The following is a 19831-nucleotide window of genomic DNA, read 5'->3' as shown; positions in this document are numbered from 1 at the left end:
TCCTCAGGAGAAAAGTCGGAGCGATGAAGGACGGAGCGACTCACGACGCCTTCAGCGCGGCGGCGATACGAGCCTCGAGCTCGGCCTCGTCCTCGGCGCGGAAACCGCTGTGCTGCATCAGCACGCGACCGTCGGGACCGAGCAGGACCGAGCTCGGCATCGTCCGCACTCCGACGCGGCGGGCCGAGTCGCCCTTCGGGTCGAAGCCCAGCGAGACGCTGGCCGGCACTTCCTTGAGGAAGGCCTGCGCGTCCGCGCGGCTCGCGTCGAGATTCACCGCGACGATGCGCAAGCCCTGAGCGCCGTACTTCGCCTGCATGCGGTTCATCCACGGGAAGGACTGGCGGCACGGGCCGCACCACGACGCCCAGAAGTCGACATAGGTCACCTTCGCCTTGCCGTCATGCAAGGGGACCGGCGCGCCGTCGGCGTTCGTGACGCTTGCGACCGGGAGCGGCTGGCCGATGTCGGCAGCCGATGCATCCGTCGGCGTGAACGACAGCGTCGTTGCCAAGCCAACAGCAGCCAGCGCGAGGGGCGTCGCGCGGGCGCTGCGGCGGCGCCACAGGATCAGCGCGGAGAGCCCCGCCATCACGAGCAGCAAGGGGTCGGCCGCGCCAGTGCCCGAGCCGATCGTGCAGCCACCACCACCGCTGTTCGAGGGCTCGGTGCTGCCCGGCGATCCGCGCAGCGCGACGGTCGTCGTGGCCGGCGTCATGTCGCCTTGCAAGGTGAGCGTGCCGGTGTCCGTGCCGGTGGGCGCAGAGGCGGCCGTGCCGGCACCCAGCCAGCGCAGGGTGACCTGGCAGTTCGAGCCGGGCTGCACCGTGAAGGGCGCGGCGCCGCAGGCGTTGGTGCCGGTGGTGTCGATGGTGAAGCGGGCGCTGTCGACGCTCAGCGCGCCGATGTGCAGTACGCCGGCGCCGCTGTTGGTCAGCGTCAGCGGACGACCGTTCGTGTCGGCGGGCCCGAAGTCGAGCGAGGTCGCCGACAGCTGCAGCGCCGGTTGCGGCGGCGCGAGGCCGACGCCAGTCAGCGTCAGCGGCGCGGGGAGCGAGGCGTTGTCCGCGACGACCGCGGCCGTGGCGGCGCGTGTGCCGACCGCGCGCGGGCTGAAGCCGATGGCGAGGTCGCAGTTGGCGCCGACCGCGAGTGCCGCTCCGGCCGTGCAGGTGGAACTCGTGTCGACGCGGTAGTCGGCGGCGGCATCGCCGGCGAGGGCGAAGCTGCCGAGCGTCGCGGCGACGTCGCCCGTGTTGCTCAGCGTGAAGTGCTTGAGGCCGCCGTCGGCGCCCATCGTGACGGTGCCGAAGTCGGCACTCGTGGCGGCGGTCCACACGAGGATCGGCGTGTTCGTGAGCACGCCCGTGCCGCTCAACGCGACCGCCTGCGGCGAGGCGGCGGCGTTGCTGGTCAGGCTCAACGTGCCGGTCGCGGCGCCGGCCCCGGCAGGAACGAAGCTGACGTTGACGGCACAGCTGCCGCCGGCAGGCACGCCGCCGCTGCAGTTGTCGGTCGTCGTGAACGGTCCCGTGGCCGCGATGGCGCTGAAGCTGAGGGCGGCGTTGCCGGTGTTGGAGACGGTGACGGTCTGCGCGGTGCTGGTCCGTCCGACGGTCAACGCGCCGAAGCTGAGTTGCGTCGTCGACAGCGAGGACACCGGCGTGGGCTGGGCCTGACCGGTGCCGGTCATCGCGATGTTGACGTTCGCAGTGGCGTTGTTGGCCGTGGGGGCGATCGCCGCAACGGCCAGTGTGGCGGCACGTGCGCCGGTCGCGGCCGGGGTGAAGGTGGCGGTGACGGTGCAGCTGGCGCCGACGGCTAGCGGCGTGCCGACGGCACAACTGCCGCCGCGTGTGAACTCGGCCGCGTTGGCGCCGGTGACGCCGATGCTGCTGAAGTCGAGCGAGGCCGTGCCGGTGTTGCTCAGCGTGACGGTGCGCGCGGCGGAGGCGCTCGCCAGCGGCTGGTTGCCGAAGGCCAGGGTGGTGGCGTCGGCCGAGAGCACCGCCGTCAGGTTGACATTGGCGGTGCCGCTGAGCGTGATCGGGATGGGCGTGGAGATGCCGTTGTGGGTGATCGTGAGCGCGCCGCTGCGCGCGCCGGCGGCGGTGGGCTGGAAGACGACACCGACGGTGCAGCTGGTGCCCGCGGGCACGGTCGCGCCGCAGGAGCCGCCCTGCACCGCGAAGTCGCCGCTGGCGACGGCCGAGAGGCTGCCGAGCGCAGCGAGCCGGCTGGCGCTGATGGTGACGGTGGAGACCGCGCTCGACTGGCCGACGGCGGTCTGCGCGAAGCTGATCGACGACGGCGAGTTGCCGAGGTAGGCGGCGATGTTGGCGATGTCGGCGGCGGAGACTGCGCCGCCCACGCCGCTCATCTGCGGGATCGTGTTGATCGCGTTCTGGATCATCGCGGGGTTGTTGCGGCCGCGGTCGACCACGGCCGTGGAAGCGACCGTGTGGCAGGCGGCGCAGACCTGCGAGAAGCGGGCCTGGCCGGCGACGGGGTCGGCGGCGAAGGCGGGACCCGCGAGGACCGCGGCCGTGATCGCAAGGGTCGCGACGATCGCGCCGGGAAGGGCGCTGCGCAAGGGAAGGGTCATGGCGGGAGCCTCGTCAGGATGAAGAGAGAGGGGGAGTGAGCAGCGGCAGCAGCGTGGGTGCCGCGAGCAGCCAGCACGCGTTGAAGCCCGCATGCCAGGCGATGCAGCGGGGCAGCGAGCGATGTCTTCGATAGCTGAGGCCGATCCACCACGCGGGCACGGCGGTGGCGAGCGCGAGCAGCAGCGCGGAAAGCGGCAGCGTGGTGGGTGTGACGATGGCGAGCACGATCGCGTGCGTCGCGCCGAAGGCGAGCGCGGTCAGCGCGACGGCATGGCGCCGCGCGCCGGCGGCGCGCGAAGTCGACAGCCGCTCCTGGAGGCCGAGCCGGAAGAGGATCTCTTCGAAGCACGGCGCGAGCAGGAGCTGCCGGAGTACGACGTCCCACGGGATAGGGACGGGGATGAAAGACGGCATGGGCGCGGCGGAAATTCACGCAGGGGTTCTGCGTAGGTGCCAGCGCGCGGGAGAAAGGTTGCGAAGGGGAGGGGCGTTACGAGTTGGTCACAAACGGGGCGAGGGCCTCGGCTTTGATGCCGAAGCCCCCACACGTATTCATGCCGCTTCCAAATCGGCAAAGGACGCAAAGTTCATGGCGTAACGCTTCCTGGCCAACGTCGCCTTGAAGGCGTCCGCTTCAGGGACGGTGATCAGCCCCGCATCGATGCAGCGTTTGAGGACGTCCTCGGTACGCAGCAAGCGATGTTTCCCCAACATCTCGATCGCGATGCGCTCGGCATCACGCTTTTCGTCGGTGGCGACCGAGTGATCCCGCATATGCGCGATCGCGATGCAAGCGGCCTCGCCCGGCTCGATCTCATTGATCAGGCGCTTGTAAAGACTCGATGTCTCGTGGTCGTCGATGTGGCAGGGATGGAGATGCCCCTCTGCGAGGGCCAGGGAGAGCGCCTTGGCCTGGGCGTCCCAGGTGACCTCGTCGATGACCTGCGACGGGACGACGAACCCGTGATTCTTCAAACGGCCCAGCAGGTCGAGTTGTTGAATGTGGATGAAGTTGATCAAAACGTTGGCGTCGGTCACCACAGTCGTGTTCGCCATGGCGTGGTCTGTCGAATTCATTGCGAGTCACTCCATGCTGAAGACCTCGACGAGCTTCGCGATGGTGTTGCTCGCGAAGCCGAACTCTTTGCCGATCCCGGTCAACTTCCGACGAGAGATCCTTTCCAGGCGAAAGGCCTCGATGGCCAAGCTCAGCATCCGACCAAGGCTGTCCCGTCGGCTGTCGACTTCCGGCGGATTGAACAACCCCAGGAGCGCCGAGTAAGGCTCGCCATCGCCCTTTGCTTCCTGCGTCGAGAGGACTTGGTATTCGCTGGCGGAAATGAGTTGAAGGTGCCTGATCCGGCGAAGAGCGGATCGGCGGCTGACCCCGAATGCCTGTGCGACGGCGGCGACCTCCAGCAATCCGATCGCCTTCCCAGCGGGGCGAGTGATGGCGTGCAGCACACCGCCTTCAGGCATCAGGAAGGCTGCGGCGAAAGCATCGGCGCGCAGCTCGATCAAGTCTTCTGGCGGCCCGATCTTGCTGAGCGACGCCAAGCGGTGGCGATCCATCAGCACATGGCCGTATTCATGTGCCAGCGAAAAGCGCCGATGGGTCCATGACTGCGCTGCATTGAAGAGGATGAACGCTCCGAATCGCGGGTCGAACAGCGTCAATCCGGACACGTTGTCCGGAGAGGAGATCGCCACGCTCCCAACCCCGTTGATCTCGAAGAGATGTTGCATCCGGAAGAGATCCCGATCACCGAGGGCCAGTCGCTCGCGTTCTTCCGCTGCCGTCGAATCCCCCTGGCGAATGGCCTCCTCGGCGTCTGACGGAGCCGACAGATCTCGAGCAGGACAGAGTGCTGCGGAGCGCCTGCTTCCGACCTTCTGTTCGAGCGAGGCGAACTGCAGTGCGTAAGCAATGCCCTCTTGCAGCGACCGCAGCAGCTTCATCCGGTCGATCGGCTGCGGCGTCGCCCTGAACAAGGCTGATAGGCCCCCGCAGTCGACGAAATCATCCCCGCTGAACTCCCAGAGCCTCCGGCCCACCGCATAGGCGATGCGCTCGAACTCCCTGTCTCGGGTCGGTCGCTCATCGCGCTCGATGGCGCTGATGTCTTGCGCCGACAGATCGACGAACTCTCCCAGTTCCTGCTGGGTCAAATGAAAACGTTCCCGGGCGATGCGAATCTGTTCGCCACACCCGTGATGCGCCAAGGTCATGCTGGCTCCCCGATCGAAGTGGAAAGCAGCAGATGGTGAATCGCGGCGGGCTCATTGACGATGACTCAGTCTCATCGTCTTTCGCGTTGCTCTCACTCGTTTGAGGAGTCCCCATCGCGACGATGAGTGGGTGACGATTCAGACGCGTCGCCGACCGGCCATTTCCTCGCCCATTGCGCGCAGCACGGTGCCAGGTGTTGCCACACTCGCCACCGGATACGCGTCGTGGTCTTCGGCGTCGATATGACGCCGGTACAGCGTGGCGAAGGTCTGCCAGCGTTCGCGCGCGGCGCTGAGCGTCTCGACCGGCATCGATCCGTCACGGATCGCTTCCAGGTCCGGGACGATCCCGGCCCAGCGCGTCTCCATCTCCCGATGGTCGGCCAGCAATCGATCGGCGAGCTCGCCGTTGCCCTGCTCGCGCAGCCGTGGCAGCACGTGCAGTTCCTCATCCTCGTGATGCAGCGGCGCGGCGAGGGCGAAGTAACGCAGCACGTCCTTTGCCGCGTCCCGTGCCTGTTCGTCGCAGCCGTGCGTCGCGACGTGCGCGCCGACGCGTTCGAGCAGGGTCAGCGTCCGCTCCATCCGCTCGTGGCACGCGGCCATCAACTCGAAGGGCTCGTTGAAGCCGGCGGCGGGCGAGGCGTGCAGGAGATTCATGACAGGGCCGACGGCGTCATTCGCGAGTCGCTGCCGGATGGACGCCGGAGGGCTCCCGGATCACTCCAGGTAGTGCCCCATCCGCTTGCGCTTGGTCTCGAGGTAGCGCTCGTTGTGCGGGTTCGCCGCGATGCGCAGCGGCACCAGCGCCTCGACCTCGACGCCGCCTTCGACCAGCGCGTCGCGCTTCTGCGGGTTGTTGGTGATCAGCCGGACGCTCTTCACGCCCAGCAGGCACAGGATGTCGATGGCGTCGGCGTAGTCGCGCTCGTCCTCGGCATGGCCCAGGCGCAGGTTGGCGTCGATGGTGTCCACGCCGGCTTCCTGCAGCGCGTAGGCGCGCAGCTTCTCGACCAGGCCGATGCCGCGGCCTTCATGGCCGCGCATGTAGATGACGATGCCGCCTTCGTCCTTCAGCAGGTCCAGCGCGCCCTGCAGCTGCGGACCGCAGTCGCAGCGCAGCGACTGGAAGACGTCGCCGGTCAGGCACTCGCTGTGCACGCGCAGCAGGCCGCCGCGCTCCTGCAGCGGACCGACCGACAGGACCAGATGCTCCGAACCGGTCGCGGGACTGCGGAAGGCCCGCGCCTGGAAGTCGCCCAGCGTCGAAGGCAGGTGCACCACTTCCCACTCGGTCGCCCCTTGCGTCCCCAACGGGATCTTCTCGCAGTGATTCACAGCCATCTCTCCAGCTTCGCCTCGGCGTCCTCGCGGACGTCCCGGTCGTGTCGTTCGTTCATGTCGTGCGATGCGCGCCCGTCGAAGCGACGGCGCGCACGTGCAAGTCCAGCAATTTAACCCGTCTCAGGGAAAACGCGCTGTCCCGAGGTGGAGAGCCCTCTCGGTCGCCGGGGCCTGGGCATGCAAAATCGGCCGCACCGACACCGCCCCTGGGACGCCCATGACCGCTCTCCCGCCCGCCGCCGCGCCCGCGTCCACCCCGACGCTGCCGACGCCGCGCTTCGACGAATTCCCGCGCTACGAGGCGCTGACGCAGCTGCTGTTCAGCTACGCGGAAGCCTGTCCCAACCTGGTGTCGGTGCGGTCCCTCGGCAAGAGCTTCGAGGGCCGCGAGATCTGGGTCCTCATCCTGACCAACACCGCGACCGGCAGCGACGTCGAGAAGCCCGCCTTCTGGCTCGACGGCAACATCCACGCCGCCGAGCTCACCGCCTGCACGACCTGCCTGTACTACCTGCACGACCTGCTGAGCAAGTACGGCACCGACCCGCAGGCCACCCACCTGCTGGACACGCGCACGATCTACATGGTGCCGCGACTGAACCCGGACGGCGCGGAGCTCGCGCTGGCGGACCGGCCGCGGCACATCCGCTCGTCGACGCGCCCGTACCCGTTCGACGAGGAGCCGGTCGAAGGCCTCAGCGTCGAGGACATCGACGGCGACGGCCGCATCCTGACGATGCGCATCGCGGACCCGCACGGCGGCTACAAGAAGCATGCGGACGATCCGCGGCTGATGGTCCCGCGCCAGCCCGGCGAGTTCGGCGGCGAGTACTACCGCCTGATGCCCGAGGGCCTGGTCATCAACCACGACGGCTTCAGCATCAAGGTCAACCGCGACAGCGAAGGCCTGGACCTGAACCGCAACTTCCCCGCCGGCTGGCGGCAGGAGTTCGAGCAGGTGGGCGCCGGTCCCTACCCGACCAGCGAGCCCGAAGTGCGCGCGATGGTCGACTTCATGGTGAGCCACCCCAACATCGGCGCGGCGATCAGCTTCCACACGCACAGCGGCGTGATCCTGCGGCCCTGCGGCACGCGCAGCGACGACGAGATGCCGCCGGAGGACCTCTGGGCGTTTCAGCGCTTCTCCAAGCTCGGCGAGCAGCACACGGGCTATCCCGCCGTGAGCATCTGGCACGAGTTCAAGTACCACCCCAAGGAAGTCATCACCGGCACGCAGGACTGGGTCTACGAGCACCTGGGCGCGCTGTTCTGGGTGGTGGAGCTGTGGTCGCCCAACAAGGAGGCCGGTATCACCGGCTACAAGTGGATCGACTGGTTCCGCGACCATCCGGTGGAGGACGACCTCAAGCTGCTGAAGTGGAGCGACGAGCACTGCGGAGGCAAGGCGCATGTGGAGTGGACGTCGTTCATGCATCCGCAGCTGGGGCCGGTGGAGATCGGCGGCTGGGACAAGATGAACTTCTGGCGCAACCCGCCGCCGCACCTGCGGGAGCGGGAGGCGGCGCGTTTCCCGGCGTGGATGAACCAGATCGCGCTGAGCCTGCCGAAGCTGGAGCTGCTGCGCACGGAGGTGCGGGCGCTCGGGCCGGACACGTGGCGGGTACGCATGGCGGTGGGCAACAGCGGCTGGCTGCCGGCCTACGTGACCAAGCAGGCGCTGACGCGCAAGCAGACACGCGGCGTGATGTTCGAGATCTTCCTGCCGGTGGATCCGGAAGTGGGGTTGGTGAGCGGCAAGCCGCGCATGGAAGGTCCGCAGTTGGAAGGGCATGCGCCGAAGCAGACGCAGCTGGCCTTCCTGCCGGAGCGGGACATCACCGGCGATCGCGCGTACGGCGAGTGGGTGGTGCGAGCGCCGCAGGGCACGCGTCTGAGCCTCGTTGCGTGGGCGGATCGCGCCGGTACGGTGAGGACGGAAGTCACCCTCGATTGACGCTGGTCGCCGTGCCGCGACCGCAGCCCTCACCCCTGCCCTCTCCCGCAAGCGGGAGAGGGAGAAAGAGGGTCAGTGGCGTGGCTCGTTCTTGTCCTGCTCCGCCGCCGTGAGGACTGCTTCGCGCCAGAGGCGCGCGGGAATGAACGTCCGCAGTTGCTCCATCGCGCGCTCGATGAGCGCCGGGTGCAGTTCATGGCCGATATGCGGGAGCACGTCGGCGGTGATGTCGGCACCGAGCGTCATCAGCTCGCGTGCCGCGTTCAACAGCGCGGGATAGGGCAACTCGCCGTCGTCCTTCCCGTGCAGCAGATGGATGGAGACATCCTTGGGCGCATGCTGCGGCCAGTAGGCAAACGCGCCGCCGAAGGCCAGCACGCGGCCGGCCAGCTGCTCTTCCTGCTGCAGCGCTTCCAGCGCCAGGATCGCGCCCTGCGAGAACCCCGCCAGCGCGACGCGCCCCCACTCCAGATCGAGCTTCTCCGCCCAGCCGCGCACCAGCGCGACCAGCGTCGGCACGGCCGCGCTCAGGCGCAGCGCCCGGAGCGTGTCGTCGCCCTCCTCGGAGTACCACTGGAAGCCCGCCCCGCCGCCCGGGATCGCGTCGAAGGGCTCGAAGCCCTCGAGCAGCACCAGCGCGGCGCGCGGGTACTGGCGATGCAGGGCCTCGGCCAGCGGGCGCATCTGTTCAGGATCGGCGCCGGCGCCGTGCAGCAGCACGAACAGCAGTTCAGGAGCTCCGTCCTTCGGGAGCAGCACATGGGCTTGGGTCATGGGCCGCGATTGTCCGTCACGTGGTGTCGATGCGCTCCAGCGCGGCCCGGATATCCGCGGCGTTCGTGGGCCTGACCAGGCGCTCCACCTCCTGCCCGTCGCGCATGAAGATCAGCGTCGGCCATAGCTTGACCTTGAACGAGCGCCCTAGCGCCTGGCCCTTGCCGTCCTCGACCTTGATGTGCTGCACCATCGCGTGCCGGCCTTCGAAGGCCTGCTCCAGCAGCGGCTGCGCCGCCTCGCAGATGGGGCACCAGGAAGCACCGAACTCGACCAGCAGCGGATGCTCCTTCGACAGCGTGTCCACGGCATCGCGGATCGGCTCCGTCAGCGCGTAATGGGGATTCATCGGCATGAAGACCTCCTTGTCGATTGAAGCGGAGCCGCTCAGGCCGCGGCGCGGCGCAGGCTCATCTCGAACACCACGCCTTCCGGCACATTGAATGCCCGGATGCTGCCATCCATCTTCGCCAGGTAGGTCTTCGCGACGAAGAGCCCCTGGCCGCGGCGTTCCCCGTTGACCTGCGGAGCGGTGTCGGAAACGCCGTACTCGAAGATCTGGTCCAGCATCGCCGCATCGATGTGCGGTCCCCGGTTGCGGATCCGCAGCAGGACGAAGCCGGGCTCGCCCGCCTCCAGGGTGATGGCAATGGGCGTGCCCTCGGGCCGGTAGCGGTCGGCGTTGCGCAGCACGTGGGTGACGGCGTCTTCCAGCGCGTAGGCCTCCGCGTGCACCGGTTGCGGTTCGGGCAGCGCGGTCTCGAAAGTGACGTGGTCGATGCCGGCGTAGTGCGCGTTCGCGGCCACCTCGCGGCAGAAGGCGGCCAGGTCCAGCGCCTCCGTGTGCAGGTCCGCCGACGCCAGTGCCTCGCTCGGCGGCGCGCTGCCGTAGAGCACCTTCACCGCCTGCTGCATGCGTTGCACATAACGATGGCTGGGATCGTCGCCCGCGCCGTGCAGCACCATCAGGGACTGCAGCGGGGACATGATCTCGTGGCCCACCGCGTGCCACATCTCGCGCTCGCGCTCGGCCCGCAGCTGCTCGCGGCGCAGGCCGTCCTTCACGCGGGTCAGCGCGTCGGCCAGGCTGCCGGCCAGGATGCCCAGTTCGTCGCGGCCGCGCAGGTCGGCCACGTCGAGCTCGCCGATGCGCTGTTCCGCCCGCGCGTCCTGCATGTTGTAGGAGACGGCGGCCGCGCGTTTCGTGAGCACGGCGATGCCGCGGATCAGGCCCAGCTCCACCATCAGCCATGCGAGCGCGACGGCCGCCAGCATGGCCGCCGCCAGCCACGCCAGCGGGCGCGCCTCCAGCGCGAGCTGGCGGTCGAGGCTGCGCAGGTCGCCGCGCAGGTCGAGCCGGTAGCGGCCGCTCGGCGTCGCCACTTCGTCGGAGGCGGTCAGCCAGCGGATCTCGGCCGCATCGGTGTCGGCGCCGACGCCCAGGATCTCGCCCTGCACCGGCAGGCGGCGCATCACGTGGATCAGCCACGGCAGCGCGCGTTCCGACAGCTCGGGGCCGCGGCGCTCGGCGATCGTCGTCGCCTGCTTGCCCAGGCGCTCGATGCGCAGCGTCTCGCCCGGTTGCAGCGAGGCGCCGATCCGGTCCAGCGACAGCGCGAGCGACGCGCCCGGCCGGGCGCTGTCGAACAGCGCCGCCGATTTCACAGGGGCTTCGGCACTCGTCTCATCGGGCGCGAGCAGCTCGACCCGCACCCGCATCTGATCGAGGTCAGCCGGCGGCCACACCGGCCGGGCGCGGTGGCCGGCGTCGTCGAAGAGCGCGTCCTGGAAGGCCTCGACCGGCAGCCGGATCGAATAGAAGGTGCGCCGCGCGCAGTCCGGACCGGCGCTGCCTTCGGCGCAGGGGCCTTCGCGCCAGAGCCAGCCGCGGAACTCGCGCACCGGGCGCGCCTTGCCAGGCAACTGCGGGCCTGCACCGAGGAAGCCGGTCAAGCGTCCGCGCTGCGTGCCGTCCGCCGCGGAGGCGCCTTCGAACGGCGCGATCCAGGTCTGCGTGCCGCCGCGCAGCTTCAGCGTCACGCGCGCGCGGTGCACGCCGCTCAGGTCCAGCGCGCCGTGCTCGCGGCCCGCGAGCGGGCCGCTCTCCAGGCTGCCGACCAGGTACAGGAAACCGCCCGCGTAGGCGTTCGCGCCGACGGCGGCGCACAGGCTCGCGCCGTCGGGCCAGCGCAGGCCGCAGCCGGCCATCTCGACCGCGCGCTGCGCCTTGTTCTGGTCGTCGAAGTCGATCGCCGAGAACGGCAGCAGCACCGGCGCCTGGCCGTCCCGGTCGCCCACGCTCATCTGCGGGTTGAGCAGCGCCAGCTGGCCGCTCGGGTGGCGCAGCTGCAGGACGATCTCCGCCAGCGACTGGCGGAAGCCCTGCGCGTAGCGCTGGTAGGCCCGCTGCTTCTGGTCGATCAGCACGGTCAGCACCAGGCCGACCGTCGCCAGCGCCAGCAGCAGGAAGGCCAGGTGCACGACCGCGCGCCGGCGGAAGGCCGCCAGGCCCAGGCGCGGCACGGCCAGCGCGGGCAGCTCGACCGGTCCGAGCTTCATGCGGCGTCCACGCCGGCGCTCTTTCCGGTGCTCTTCACCGCGCTCATCGCGGCGCCGACCACCGGAACCCGCGCATCGGCACGTTCTCGATCGCGTCGAAGGACGGGTCGACTTCCTTCAGCGCCTCGCGCAGCGTCGACACGTGCTTGCGCACGTTGTCGCGCGTGCGGCCGCTCTTGACGACGTCGTAGAGCTCCTCGTACGACACCACCTGCGGCGCGCGCTGGTAGAGCGTGGCGAGGATGCGCTGCGCCGTCAGCGGCAGGTTGATGCGCTGGCCTTTCCACAGCGGGCTGCGCTGCCAGAGCGGATCCAGTTGCAGCGCCTCGGGCGCGGCCGCCACCGGCTCGGCGGCCTCGCGGGCGCGGGCGGCGCGCAGGATGTCGAGGAAGGTGTCGATGAACTCGGACTCGTCGAAGCTGGTCTTTTGCAGGTAATCCCAGGCGTCGAGCGCCTTCATGATCCCGCGGTAGATGGCCGCCGGCATCGCCGACACGACCAGCACCGGCGTGCCGGCGTTCAGCTTGTTGATCTCGTTGATCAGCGCGATGCCGGCGTTGCGCTCGCGGCCGAGCTCGATGTCGAGCACGACCATCTCGTAGCGCTCGCGCGCCAGCGCGGCCTCGGCGGCGTCGCGGTCGAACCACTGGTCGACCTGCAGCTCGGGCCGCGCGGCGCGGATCCAGCCGGTGAGTTGCTCGCTGGTGGGGCGGTCGTCCTCGATGACGGCGACCTTGTTCCTGGGGATGGCCATGGCGCCGGATTATCGACACCGCCGCGCCCGCCGGCGCGACCCGCCCGTGAAGGTTTCTTCCGGACCGTGAAGGGACCCGCCGACGCCCGCATTGAGGCTTCCGGGCCCTTTCCGGACCATGAGCGTCATCCCAACACCCGAATCACGGGAACCCCGGAGGACCTCATGAACGACCGCCTGCAATCGATCCGCAACGCCGCCGCGCGGCTCAAGGCTCGGCTGCCCGGTTTCTCCCGCCGCAGCCGCGGCGACGAGTTCGGCGGCGAAGGCGCCGGCGCCGGTGCCGGCGGCCTGGGCGTGCCGCTGAAGCGCGCCGGCGCCGGCCTGGTCCGCTGCCTGCCCTGGCTGGCCGGCCTGACCGCCGTGGCCGGCGCGGTGGCGCTGCTGGTCACGCATCCGCCGATGCATGAGGTGCCGCGCGGCGCCGTCAGCCTGCGCACCAACGTGCTGACCGGTGGCGTGACCGAGGCCCGTTCCGGTTCCATGCTCCAGATCCCCGGCCTGCACGACGTCCGCGACCTGCCGGTGCGCGACCGCAGCTATCACCCCGAACGCTTCGCCCGCGCCGACGGCGAGGCGCCGCTGCAGTCGCTCGAAGGACTCTCCCTGGGCCTGGACCTGACCGTGCGCTGGACCGTCGATCCGACGCGGCTGGCGCAGCTCGCTGCTTCGCTCCCCGACGACATCGAAGGCGACGTGATCGCTCCGGCCCTGCAGGGCATCGTCTACCGTCAGATCGCGACGCACACGGTGCGCGAGATCTTCTCGACGCAGCGCGGTCCCATCCAGGCCGCGCTGGAGTCGGAGCTGCGCCGCAAGCTGGCGATGGACGGCATCGTCCTGCGTGGCCTGGAGATCGGCAACGTCGACCTGCCGCAGGAGTACCGCGCCGGCCTGGAGAACCTCCTGTCCGAAGGTCTGGCCAGCGAGAAGATGCGCTACACGCTGGAGCTCAAGGAGAAGCAGGTCAAGCAGACCGAGCTCGAGGCCGCCGCTGAGAAGGTCCGCCGCGAGACCTCCGCGGAGGCCGCGGCGCGCGAGCAGATCATTGCGGCCAAGGGCCAGGAAGAGGCGATGAAGCATGTGCTGCCGTTCAAACAGCGCCAGGTCGAGCAGCGCCAGCTGGAGGCCGAGGCCGAGCGCGTCGCGCGGGTCCGCATGGCCGAAGGCAACGCGCAGGCGCGCGGCATCGAGGCCGAGGGCGAGGCCAAGGCCCGCGAGAAGCTGGCCGACGCCGAGGCCTATCGCCAGACGCGCATCGGCAAGGTCGCGGTCGACCAGATGGCGGCCGAAGGCGCGCTGCTCAGCCGCCATCCGCTGCTGATCCAGAAGGCGATGGCCGACAAGCTGTCCGACAAGGTGCAGGTGATCATCGCGCCGCCCCCGTCGGACGGCGGGTTCATCGGCAAGACGCTGCTGGGCGCCAAGCCCGGGCAGGCCGAGTCGTCGACGCAAGAGCAGGCCGCGCAATGACTGCCGTGAAGGAGAACGCCATGTGCCGCATGAAGCTCGTGATGGCCGCTGCCATCGCCGCCGTCGCCGTCCAGTTGCTCTGTGTCCATCCGGCCAATGCCGCGACGGACGACACGACGCCGAAGCCGCCGATCAAGCGTGTCTCGCCGGACGATGCGGCGCCGCGCACCGCGCTGGTGGTGCAGGACAACGTCGCGATGCGCGCGGCGGCGAAGGATTCGTCGCCGGCCCAGGCGCAGCTCTGGCGCGGTGAGGCGTTGGAGATCCGCGGCGAACGGCCCGACCACTTCCAGGTCTACGACTACCGCCGGGAGCGCGGCGGTTTTGTCCGCAAGGCCGCGCTGCTGCCGCTGAACGGACCCGCCGCGCAGCCCGATGCACTGCTGGCCGCGCTGCGCGTGGTGCGCCAGCAGACGGGCGCGGAGTCGCTCGGCCTGGGCCTGGCCGCCGCCTACGTGCAGTCGGCCAGCGCAGCGCAGATGAACAGCGTCGACGGCGCGGAGGCGCTCGATGCGATGGGAACGCTCGCCGAGCGGCTGGCCGATCGTGCCTCGCGCACGCAGCCTCGGACGGACGGCGTGGCGACGGTGGCGCCGTCGGCCGCCGAGACGCAGGTTGCCGCCCAACTCGACGTCGCCGCGCGCTACGGCCTGCGCTTCCGCACGCTGGAGCGCGAGGCCGGCGCGATGCAGCTCTGCTACGACGGCGAGGCGTTCCGCCGCGTCCTCGCGATGCCGGCCTCGACGCCGGAGCAGAAGGCGCGCGCCGCGCTGGCGCTGACGCGCGTCGACTGCCTGGACCCGGTCGCGACGCCGCCGCAGCGCGAGCAGATGGACCAGTGGCGCGCGGACGTACTGGACAAGGTCGATCTGAAGGATCCGGCGCTGGCGACGCACTGGCGCAATCGCGTGCTGATGCGGCAGTCGGGCGTGTGGAGCAGCCTGTCGTTCATCCGTGCGCGTCGCGCGAGCGCCGTTGCCGCGGGTGCGACCGGTGCCGCGGCAGCGACCGCCTCACCCGCGACCTTGCAGGTGGACGCTTCATCGGCGGCATCACGCCGCTCGCTCGAAGCGTTTGCGCGCATCGTGCCCGCCGAGCTTTCCGACGACGACCAACCGACCTACAACGATGCCGCCATGCGCGGCAACGCGATGCGCTGGGCCGCGTTGCCGGCGGGTGCGCCGGAGCAGGTCCTCGGCGCGGTGAAGCTGAACGTCGCGGCCGGTCAGCCGGGCGAGACCTGCCTGACGCTCACGATGAACGGCGCGAAGGAAGGCAATCCGCCGCTGCTGCGCCACTGCGCCTGGGGGCTGGTGATGACGGCGTCGGCGCGGGTCAATCGCGAGGGCAACGCGATCACGATCGCCTCGGTGCCGGCGGACGGCTGGCGCGAGCTCTGGCTGCTGCGCCGCACGTCGCAGGGCTGGAAGGTGTCGGTGCTGCCGCCGGTGGCCGCACAGCCTGGCCTGGGCTACGCGGAATTCGCCGGCTGGGTGCCGGGCGGCAAGGAACTGCTGGTCGCGCGTGAGTCCCGCGCCGAAGGCCGCTACAAGCGCAGCTACGAGCTGGTCGACCTCGACACGCTCGAGACGAAGCGCCAGGCCGGCGACGTGACGATGGTCGGCGCGTTCCAACGCTGGCAGGCGGCGGACTGGAAGGGCACCAGCCTGAGCGCGAGGTGAGGGCCACTCCATTTCGCATGGCGCCGCGGCGTGGACAGAAGAGGGAGCCCATTCCCTCGAAGGTGGGCCCCCTTCATATCCCTCCCCGCCCACAACTTTGAGTCATGGCAGAAAGGGTTTCGATTTCGAGAATGCATACATCGCATCGACATGAGGTCGGTGGCAGAAAGGCAGAAACGATGTTGCAGCGAATCGAATTTGAAGACGAGCCTGAGGAGGCAGCGCTGGCGCCAGTGCCGGAGTTCCTTGAGCGCGGACGGCCGGTGTGGGTGTACAGCAAGAGCCAGAAGCCCTATCTCTACCGGCCGTGGATGAACCCCTGCTCGCCAGGTGAATGGCCGTACGACCTCCAAGCGCTTCGTGGCACGGAGGACTACGACGACATCCTCGAGTGGTACGCGCAGAAGCATCCGCAACTGCTGCGCGAGGACTTCTGGGTCGTCGATCGGGAGCTTGCGCGATGCGCGGGAGACCGGCAGATCAGTGTCTACGTGGTCAGGGATCCTGAGGAGCACTACCTAGGCTTGCAGTTCACGCTCTTCGGCTATGCGCCGGACGCGAAGTATCCCCATCCCGAGATCGAAGCCTTCGAATCACTGTACGAGTCCGTCCCGGCGATTGCCCGTCTGTGGCTGGTCGCTCATGCCAATGCTTGGCCCGGCCGCTTCGAGGACCGGCATCTGGTGAAGTGAGGACTGAACCATGACTGTCTTTGACCCCGATGAAGTCCTCGCCGTGGCGAGGCACCTCTGGACCCGAAACGACGAGGCGAGCAACCGCAGCGCGGTGTCACGTGCCTATTACGGCGTGTTCTTGAGGGCTCGTGACATGGCAGGCATTTCCGAGCGACATCCCATGGTTCATCAGTGGACGCAGGAACATTACGAACGTGATGGCGAGAAGGGTCTGGCTAAGAGGCTGAGCGCTCTACGTCGCAGCAGGAACTACGCTGACTACTCGACCGAACGGCACGTCACGCGGAAGGAGGCGGAGGCGGCAATGAATCTGTCGCAGCAAGTTCGCGCGGAGCTTCGTGCGCTGGCAGGTCGTCGGCAGTACAGGGACAGCAGCAAGGTCTCGGTAGAGAAATCTGACCCGGTCAATCCGCCGTGAGCTTCACCAGCACCTGCCGCAGCCGCTGCGCGTCGATCGGCTTGGTGAGGAACTCGTTCATCCCGGCGGCCAGCGCCTCGTCGCGCTCCTGGACCAGCGCGGCGGCCGTCAGCGCGATGATCGGCAGCTCGGTCGCGTCGTAGCGCTGGCGCAGCTGCCGTGTCGCCTCGTGGCCGCTCATGACCGGCATCTGGACGTCCATCAGCACCGCGTCGAAGGGCTTGCCCATGCTGGCCGCCGCCGTCACCGCCTCCACCGCCTGGCTGCCGTCGCTGGCCTGCGAGACCTCCGCGCCCCACTGCTCGAGCATGGCCACGGCGATCATCATGTTCACCGGGTTGTCCTCGACCATCAGGATGCGGCGTCCCGCCAGCTCCGCGTCATCGGCCGGCGCGCGGCGTTGCGCGCTCACCGGCGCCGGTGCCGCCGGCAGCGGCAGCTCGGCCCAGAAGGTCGCACCCGCGCCCGGCTGGCTGTCCACGCCCACGTCGCCGCCCATCAGCGTCGCCAGCTCGCGGCAGATCGACAGGCCCAGACCCGTGCCGCCGTAGCGGCGCGTGGTCGATTCGTCGGCCTGCGTGAAGGGCTGGAACAGCCGCTCGTGCATGGCCTCGGCGATGCCGGGACCGGTGTCGCTGACCTCGACGCGCAGGCGCCGCTCGTCCAGCCGGCGCACCTGCACCGCCACGCGGCCCTGCTCGGTGAACTTCAGCGCGTTGCTCAGGTAATTGCTCAGGATCTGCCGAGTGCGCACCGGATCGCCGATCACCCAGGCGGGCACCGCGTCGTCGACGTCGATGCTGAAGCCCAGCCCGCGCGCCTGCGCCAGCGTCAGGTAGCCCATGCGCATCGTCGCGAGCATGTCGCGCAGCGCGAAGGGGACCGTCTCCAGCGTCAGCCGGCCGGCCTCGATCTTGGACAGGTCCAGGATGTCCGACATCAGGCCCGACAGGCTCTCCGCGCTGTCCACCATCTGGTCCAGGTAGTGGCTGCGCGTGTCGCCGTTCAGGTCCGGCTGTTGCAGCAGCCGCGCCAGGCCGACCAGACCGTTCAGCGGCGTGCGGATCTCGTGGCTGATGTTGGCCAGGAACGCGCTCTTGGCGCGGTTGGCCGCCTGGGCCTCGTCCTTGGCCGTCGCCAGGGCGGCCTCGACGCGCCGGCGCTCGGTCACGTCTTCCATGATCCAGATCGTGCCGCCGCGGCTCGGGTGGTTCGGGTCCACGGCGCGGGCCAGGATCCGGCACAGGAAACGGCTGCCGTCGCGGCGCCGCATCAGGCGTTCCACCTCGACCTGTTCGCCTGCGGCCAGTCGCGGACCGAGCTCGTGGCCGACGGACTCGTAGTCCTCCGGGCTGGGCCAGACCACGTTGCCCGCCTGGCCGATCAGTCCGCCCGCGGGCCAGCCGAACATCTCCTCCACCAGCCGGTTCGCCTGCACGAAGCGCTGGTCGCGCGTCAGCGCGATGCCGATGGACGCGTTCTCCAGGATCGCCGCATGGACCAGCCGCGTGCGCTCGGTGTCGCTGACGTCGCGCGAGTTGACGACCAGGTAGGACATCCCGTCCATCACGAACGGCGCCGCCGACAGCAGCATCGGGATCGGCTGTCCGCGCCGGTTGACGAAGCTCGCCGGCAGGTCGCTGACGCGGCCGTGCTGGCGCAGCGCCTCGACCAGCCGCTCGCGGTCGGCGATGTCCTGCCAGATGCCGAGCTCCTCCGAGCTGCGACCCAGCACCTCGTCGGCGGTGTAGCCGCTGACCAGCTCGAAGGTCTTGTTGACCATCACGTAGCGGCCGCTGACGGTCTCGGTCAGCGTGACGACGTCGGGGCTGGTCGCGAACAGGTGGGAGAGCAGCGCCTCCGACCGGCGCAGCGCATCCTGCGCGCGCGAGGTCTCGGTCTGGTCGATGAAGAAGGACAGCGTCGCGGGACCGGTGGCCGCGTCCACGCGCACGCTGGTGGCCTGCACCAGGCGGCGCCGGCGCGAGAGCGTCCGCAGCCGGAACTCGGTCATCGGCAGCATCGCGCCGACGGGCAGCGCCTCGATCTTGGCGGCGCGCTGGCGGGCGCGTTCCTCGTCGCCGGGCTCGTAATGGGAGAACAGGTCCTGCCCGATCATCGACGAGCGCTGCGTGTAGCCGAACATGGCCATCGCCGCCGGGTTGGCGTCCATCACGCGGCCCCAGCGGTGCAGCACCAGCGGCGACGGCGAGCGGCGGAACAGCTCGCGGTAGCGCGTCTCGGTGGCGACCATGGCCTGCTCGGTCTGGACCTCGTCGGTGACGTCGCGTCCCACGCCCCAGTAGCCGCGGAAGTTGCCCTTGGCGTCGAAGCGCGGTTCGCCGCTGATGGACACGTAGTGCAGCGAACCGTCCTCGGTCGTGCGGCGCATGACCAGGCCTCGGAAGGGGCGATGGGATTCGAGATCGGCGCGGTGCGCGTCGAGCTCCTCGTCGGAAAGGCCGAGGTGCTCGATCTCCCAGGGCGCGCGGCCGAGCCGCTCCGCCATCGACAGCCCCGAGGCGCCCGGGTTGTGTTCCGTCAGGTGCGTGAAGCGGAACTGGCGATCCATCTCCCAGTACCAGTCCGCCGCCATGTTGAGCAGGTGGCGGAAGCGCGCGTGGCGGTCGTTGACCTCCTGCATCGCGCGACGGATCAGCTTGGCCGTGCCCAGGCCGACGACCAGCCCCGAGGTCAACAGCACCAGTTGCGTCAGCAGCCGGGCGGTGAGCCCGACCGGCGCGGCGCCGACCTGGATCCAGCCGCCCAGTTCCGCCGAGGCCAGCCCGCCCAGCGCGGCCAATCCCAGCCCGAACAGCGACAGGCCGGCACCCAGGCCGATCATGCCGGTGCCGAGCGCGACCATCAGGCCCATGATCCCGAGGCTCGCCGCGTTGAGGCCGAGCTGGCGCGACACCGCCAGCGACAGCGCCGTCGCCATGGCCAGGCACATCAGCGCGACCGCCGCCGCGGGACCGTGGTGGGACGGGAGCCGCCACAGCATCGCCAGGCCGGCGAAGGTGGTCACGAGCGCGAGCACCGGCGGCAGCAGGCCGCCGAAGGGTTCCGCCGCGCCGGCGCTGGCCAGCAGCAGCAGGCCGGCCATGCCGGACAGCAGCACGCACGCGGCCATGAACAGCCGCGCGGCGCGCCATTGCAGCTTCGCGGGCAGGCTGTCGCCGCGCGACAGCTCGTGCCCCACCAGACTGCTCAGATCGTCCTGGGAATCCTTGCTCACTCGATCCCGCCCCAACTCGTTGTGTATGGACATGCCCCTTTCTCTCCTTGGAAAGGTTCCGGGGCGAGCGGCATGCCAGATCGGCGCGCGCGGCCCGGATTTGCA

16 protein-coding genes are annotated in these 19831 nt (G+C 69.6%); 5 read left to right on the top strand and 11 right to left on the bottom strand.

Annotated features, from left to right (window positions below; all coding sequences use genetic code 11):
* Nucleotides 1-40 precede the first annotated feature (40 nt).
* The 6 genes from AC07OZ_RS07945 to ribA all read right to left on the bottom strand — a co-directional run bounded on the left by AC07OZ_RS07945 (nt 41) and on the right by ribA (nt 6179).
* Nucleotides 41-2605 carry a choice-of-anchor D domain-containing protein gene (locus AC07OZ_RS07945; protein WP_495466623.1) on the bottom strand — a complete coding sequence of 855 codons (2565 nt, stop codon included), beginning with the start codon at nt 2603-2605 and terminating at the stop codon, nt 41-43.
* Between the two features lie 13 nt (nt 2606-2618).
* Nucleotides 2619-3020, bottom strand: a complete 402-nt coding sequence (locus AC07OZ_RS07940; RefSeq protein ID WP_495466622.1) for a CPBP family glutamic-type intramembrane protease — start codon at nt 3018-3020, stop codon at nt 2619-2621.
* A 138-nt stretch (nt 3021-3158) separates the two neighbouring features.
* Nucleotides 3159-3683 (bottom strand): PIN domain-containing protein, encoded by a 525-nt coding sequence (locus tag AC07OZ_RS07935; protein ID WP_495466621.1) that lies wholly within the window; start codon nt 3681-3683, stop codon nt 3159-3161.
* A gap of 6 nt (nt 3684-3689) precedes the next feature.
* Nucleotides 3690-4835: an ImmA/IrrE family metallo-endopeptidase gene (locus AC07OZ_RS07930; protein WP_495466620.1), complete on the bottom strand. Its 1146-nt coding sequence runs from the start codon at nt 4833-4835 to the stop codon at nt 3690-3692.
* Between the two features lie 138 nt (nt 4836-4973).
* Nucleotides 4974-5495 (bottom strand): hemerythrin domain-containing protein, encoded by a 522-nt coding sequence (locus tag AC07OZ_RS07925; RefSeq protein WP_495466619.1) that lies wholly within the window; start codon nt 5493-5495, stop codon nt 4974-4976.
* A 60-nt stretch (nt 5496-5555) separates the two neighbouring features.
* Nucleotides 5556-6179 carry a GTP cyclohydrolase II gene (gene ribA / locus AC07OZ_RS07920; RefSeq protein ID WP_331614064.1) on the bottom strand — a complete coding sequence of 208 codons (624 nt, stop codon included), beginning with the start codon at nt 6177-6179 and terminating at the stop codon, nt 5556-5558.
* A 217-nt stretch (nt 6180-6396) separates the two neighbouring features.
* Between ribA and AC07OZ_RS07915 the strand changes: the two genes are divergently transcribed.
* Nucleotides 6397-8133 carry a M14 family metallopeptidase gene (locus AC07OZ_RS07915; RefSeq protein WP_495466618.1) on the top strand — a complete coding sequence of 579 codons (1737 nt, stop codon included), beginning with the start codon at nt 6397-6399 and terminating at the stop codon, nt 8131-8133.
* Between the two features lie 72 nt (nt 8134-8205).
* Here AC07OZ_RS07915 and ypfH read toward each other — a convergent pair whose 3' ends face one another.
* The 4 genes from ypfH to AC07OZ_RS07895 are packed head-to-tail and all read right to left on the bottom strand — an operon-like array spanning nt 8206 to nt 12220.
* Nucleotides 8206-8907 (bottom strand): esterase, encoded by a 702-nt coding sequence (gene ypfH, locus AC07OZ_RS07910; RefSeq protein ID WP_495466617.1) that lies wholly within the window; start codon nt 8905-8907, stop codon nt 8206-8208.
* 16 nt (nt 8908-8923) lie between these two features.
* The gene (locus AC07OZ_RS07905; protein ID WP_495466616.1) at nt 8924-9262 is read right to left on the bottom strand and encodes a thioredoxin family protein; all 339 of its coding nucleotides are present in this window, start codon (nt 9260-9262) and stop codon (nt 8924-8926) included.
* A 32-nt stretch (nt 9263-9294) separates the two neighbouring features.
* Entirely contained in the window at nt 9295-11466 is a 2172-nt protein-coding gene (locus AC07OZ_RS07900) for an ATP-binding protein (protein ID WP_495466615.1), read from the bottom strand.
* A gap of 43 nt (nt 11467-11509) precedes the next feature.
* Nucleotides 11510-12220 carry a response regulator gene (locus AC07OZ_RS07895; RefSeq protein WP_495466614.1) on the bottom strand — a complete coding sequence of 237 codons (711 nt, stop codon included), beginning with the start codon at nt 12218-12220 and terminating at the stop codon, nt 11510-11512.
* Nucleotides 12221-12385: 165 nt separating this feature from the next.
* Here AC07OZ_RS07895 and AC07OZ_RS07890 point away from each other — a divergent pair, with 165 nt between their 5' ends.
* The 4 genes from AC07OZ_RS07890 (at nt 12386) to AC07OZ_RS07875 (ending at nt 16488) form a co-directional block, all read left to right on the top strand.
* Nucleotides 12386-13693 carry an SPFH domain-containing protein gene (locus AC07OZ_RS07890; protein ID WP_495466613.1) on the top strand — a complete coding sequence of 436 codons (1308 nt, stop codon included), beginning with the start codon at nt 12386-12388 and terminating at the stop codon, nt 13691-13693.
* Nucleotides 13690-15375 (top strand): SH3 domain-containing protein, encoded by a 1686-nt coding sequence (locus tag AC07OZ_RS07885; RefSeq protein ID WP_495466612.1) that lies wholly within the window; start codon nt 13690-13692, stop codon nt 15373-15375. Before AC07OZ_RS07890 ends, AC07OZ_RS07885 begins: the two co-directional genes overlap by 4 nt.
* A 179-nt stretch (nt 15376-15554) precedes the next feature.
* Entirely contained in the window at nt 15555-16067 is a 513-nt protein-coding gene (locus AC07OZ_RS07880; RefSeq protein ID WP_495466611.1) for a hypothetical protein, read from the top strand.
* A gap of 10 nt (nt 16068-16077) precedes the next feature.
* Nucleotides 16078-16488 (top strand): hypothetical protein, encoded by a 411-nt coding sequence (locus tag AC07OZ_RS07875; protein WP_495466610.1) that lies wholly within the window; start codon nt 16078-16080, stop codon nt 16486-16488.
* On the opposite strand, the gene AC07OZ_RS07870 is transcribed toward AC07OZ_RS07875, so the two are convergent.
* Nucleotides 16475-19726 carry a PAS domain-containing hybrid sensor histidine kinase/response regulator gene (locus AC07OZ_RS07870; RefSeq protein WP_495466609.1) on the bottom strand — a complete coding sequence of 1084 codons (3252 nt, stop codon included), beginning with the start codon at nt 19724-19726 and terminating at the stop codon, nt 16475-16477. The two genes, AC07OZ_RS07875 and AC07OZ_RS07870, sit on opposite strands and share 14 nt — an antisense overlap.
* Nucleotides 19727-19831: the final 105 nt, after the last annotated feature.

The organism is Roseateles sp. GW821-FHT09G03, assembly GCF_059416045.1.
The sequence above is the reverse complement of the archived record's forward strand: the minus strand, read 5'-3'. Positions and strand labels throughout refer to the sequence as shown.

Bases quoted from the DNA above. Each gene is read 5' to 3' on its own strand.
- AC07OZ_RS07925 (WP_495466619.1), bottom strand. From the start codon at position 5,495: ATGAATCTCCTGCACGCCTCGCCCGCCGCCGGCTTCAACGAGCCCTTC.
- AC07OZ_RS07900 (WP_495466615.1), bottom strand. From the start codon at position 11,466: ATGAAGCTCGGACCGGTCGAGCTGCCCGCGCTGGCCGTGCCGCGCCTG.
- ribA (WP_331614064.1), bottom strand. From the start codon at position 6,179: ATGGCTGTGAATCACTGCGAGAAGATCCCGTTGGGGACGCAAGGGGCG.
- AC07OZ_RS07940 (WP_495466622.1), bottom strand. From the start codon at position 3,020: ATGCCGTCTTTCATCCCCGTCCCTATCCCGTGGGACGTCGTACTCCGG.
- AC07OZ_RS07915 (WP_495466618.1), top strand. From the start codon at position 6,397: ATGACCGCTCTCCCGCCCGCCGCCGCGCCCGCGTCCACCCCGACGCTG.
- ypfH (WP_495466617.1), bottom strand. From the start codon at position 8,907: ATGACCCAAGCCCATGTGCTGCTCCCGAAGGACGGAGCTCCTGAACTG.
- AC07OZ_RS07945 (WP_495466623.1), bottom strand. From the start codon at position 2,605: ATGACCCTTCCCTTGCGCAGCGCCCTTCCCGGCGCGATCGTCGCGACC.
- AC07OZ_RS07935 (WP_495466621.1), bottom strand. From the start codon at position 3,683: ATGAATTCGACAGACCACGCCATGGCGAACACGACTGTGGTGACCGAC.
- AC07OZ_RS07875 (WP_495466610.1), top strand. From the start codon at position 16,078: ATGACTGTCTTTGACCCCGATGAAGTCCTCGCCGTGGCGAGGCACCTC.
- AC07OZ_RS07930 (WP_495466620.1), bottom strand. From the start codon at position 4,835: ATGACCTTGGCGCATCACGGGTGTGGCGAACAGATTCGCATCGCCCGG.
- AC07OZ_RS07905 (WP_495466616.1), bottom strand. From the start codon at position 9,262: ATGCCGATGAATCCCCATTACGCGCTGACGGAGCCGATCCGCGATGCC.
- AC07OZ_RS07880 (WP_495466611.1), top strand. From the start codon at position 15,555: ATGTTGCAGCGAATCGAATTTGAAGACGAGCCTGAGGAGGCAGCGCTG.
- AC07OZ_RS07895 (WP_495466614.1), bottom strand. From the start codon at position 12,220: ATGGCCATCCCCAGGAACAAGGTCGCCGTCATCGAGGACGACCGCCCC.
- AC07OZ_RS07890 (WP_495466613.1), top strand. From the start codon at position 12,386: ATGAACGACCGCCTGCAATCGATCCGCAACGCCGCCGCGCGGCTCAAG.
- AC07OZ_RS07885 (WP_495466612.1), top strand. From the start codon at position 13,690: ATGACTGCCGTGAAGGAGAACGCCATGTGCCGCATGAAGCTCGTGATG.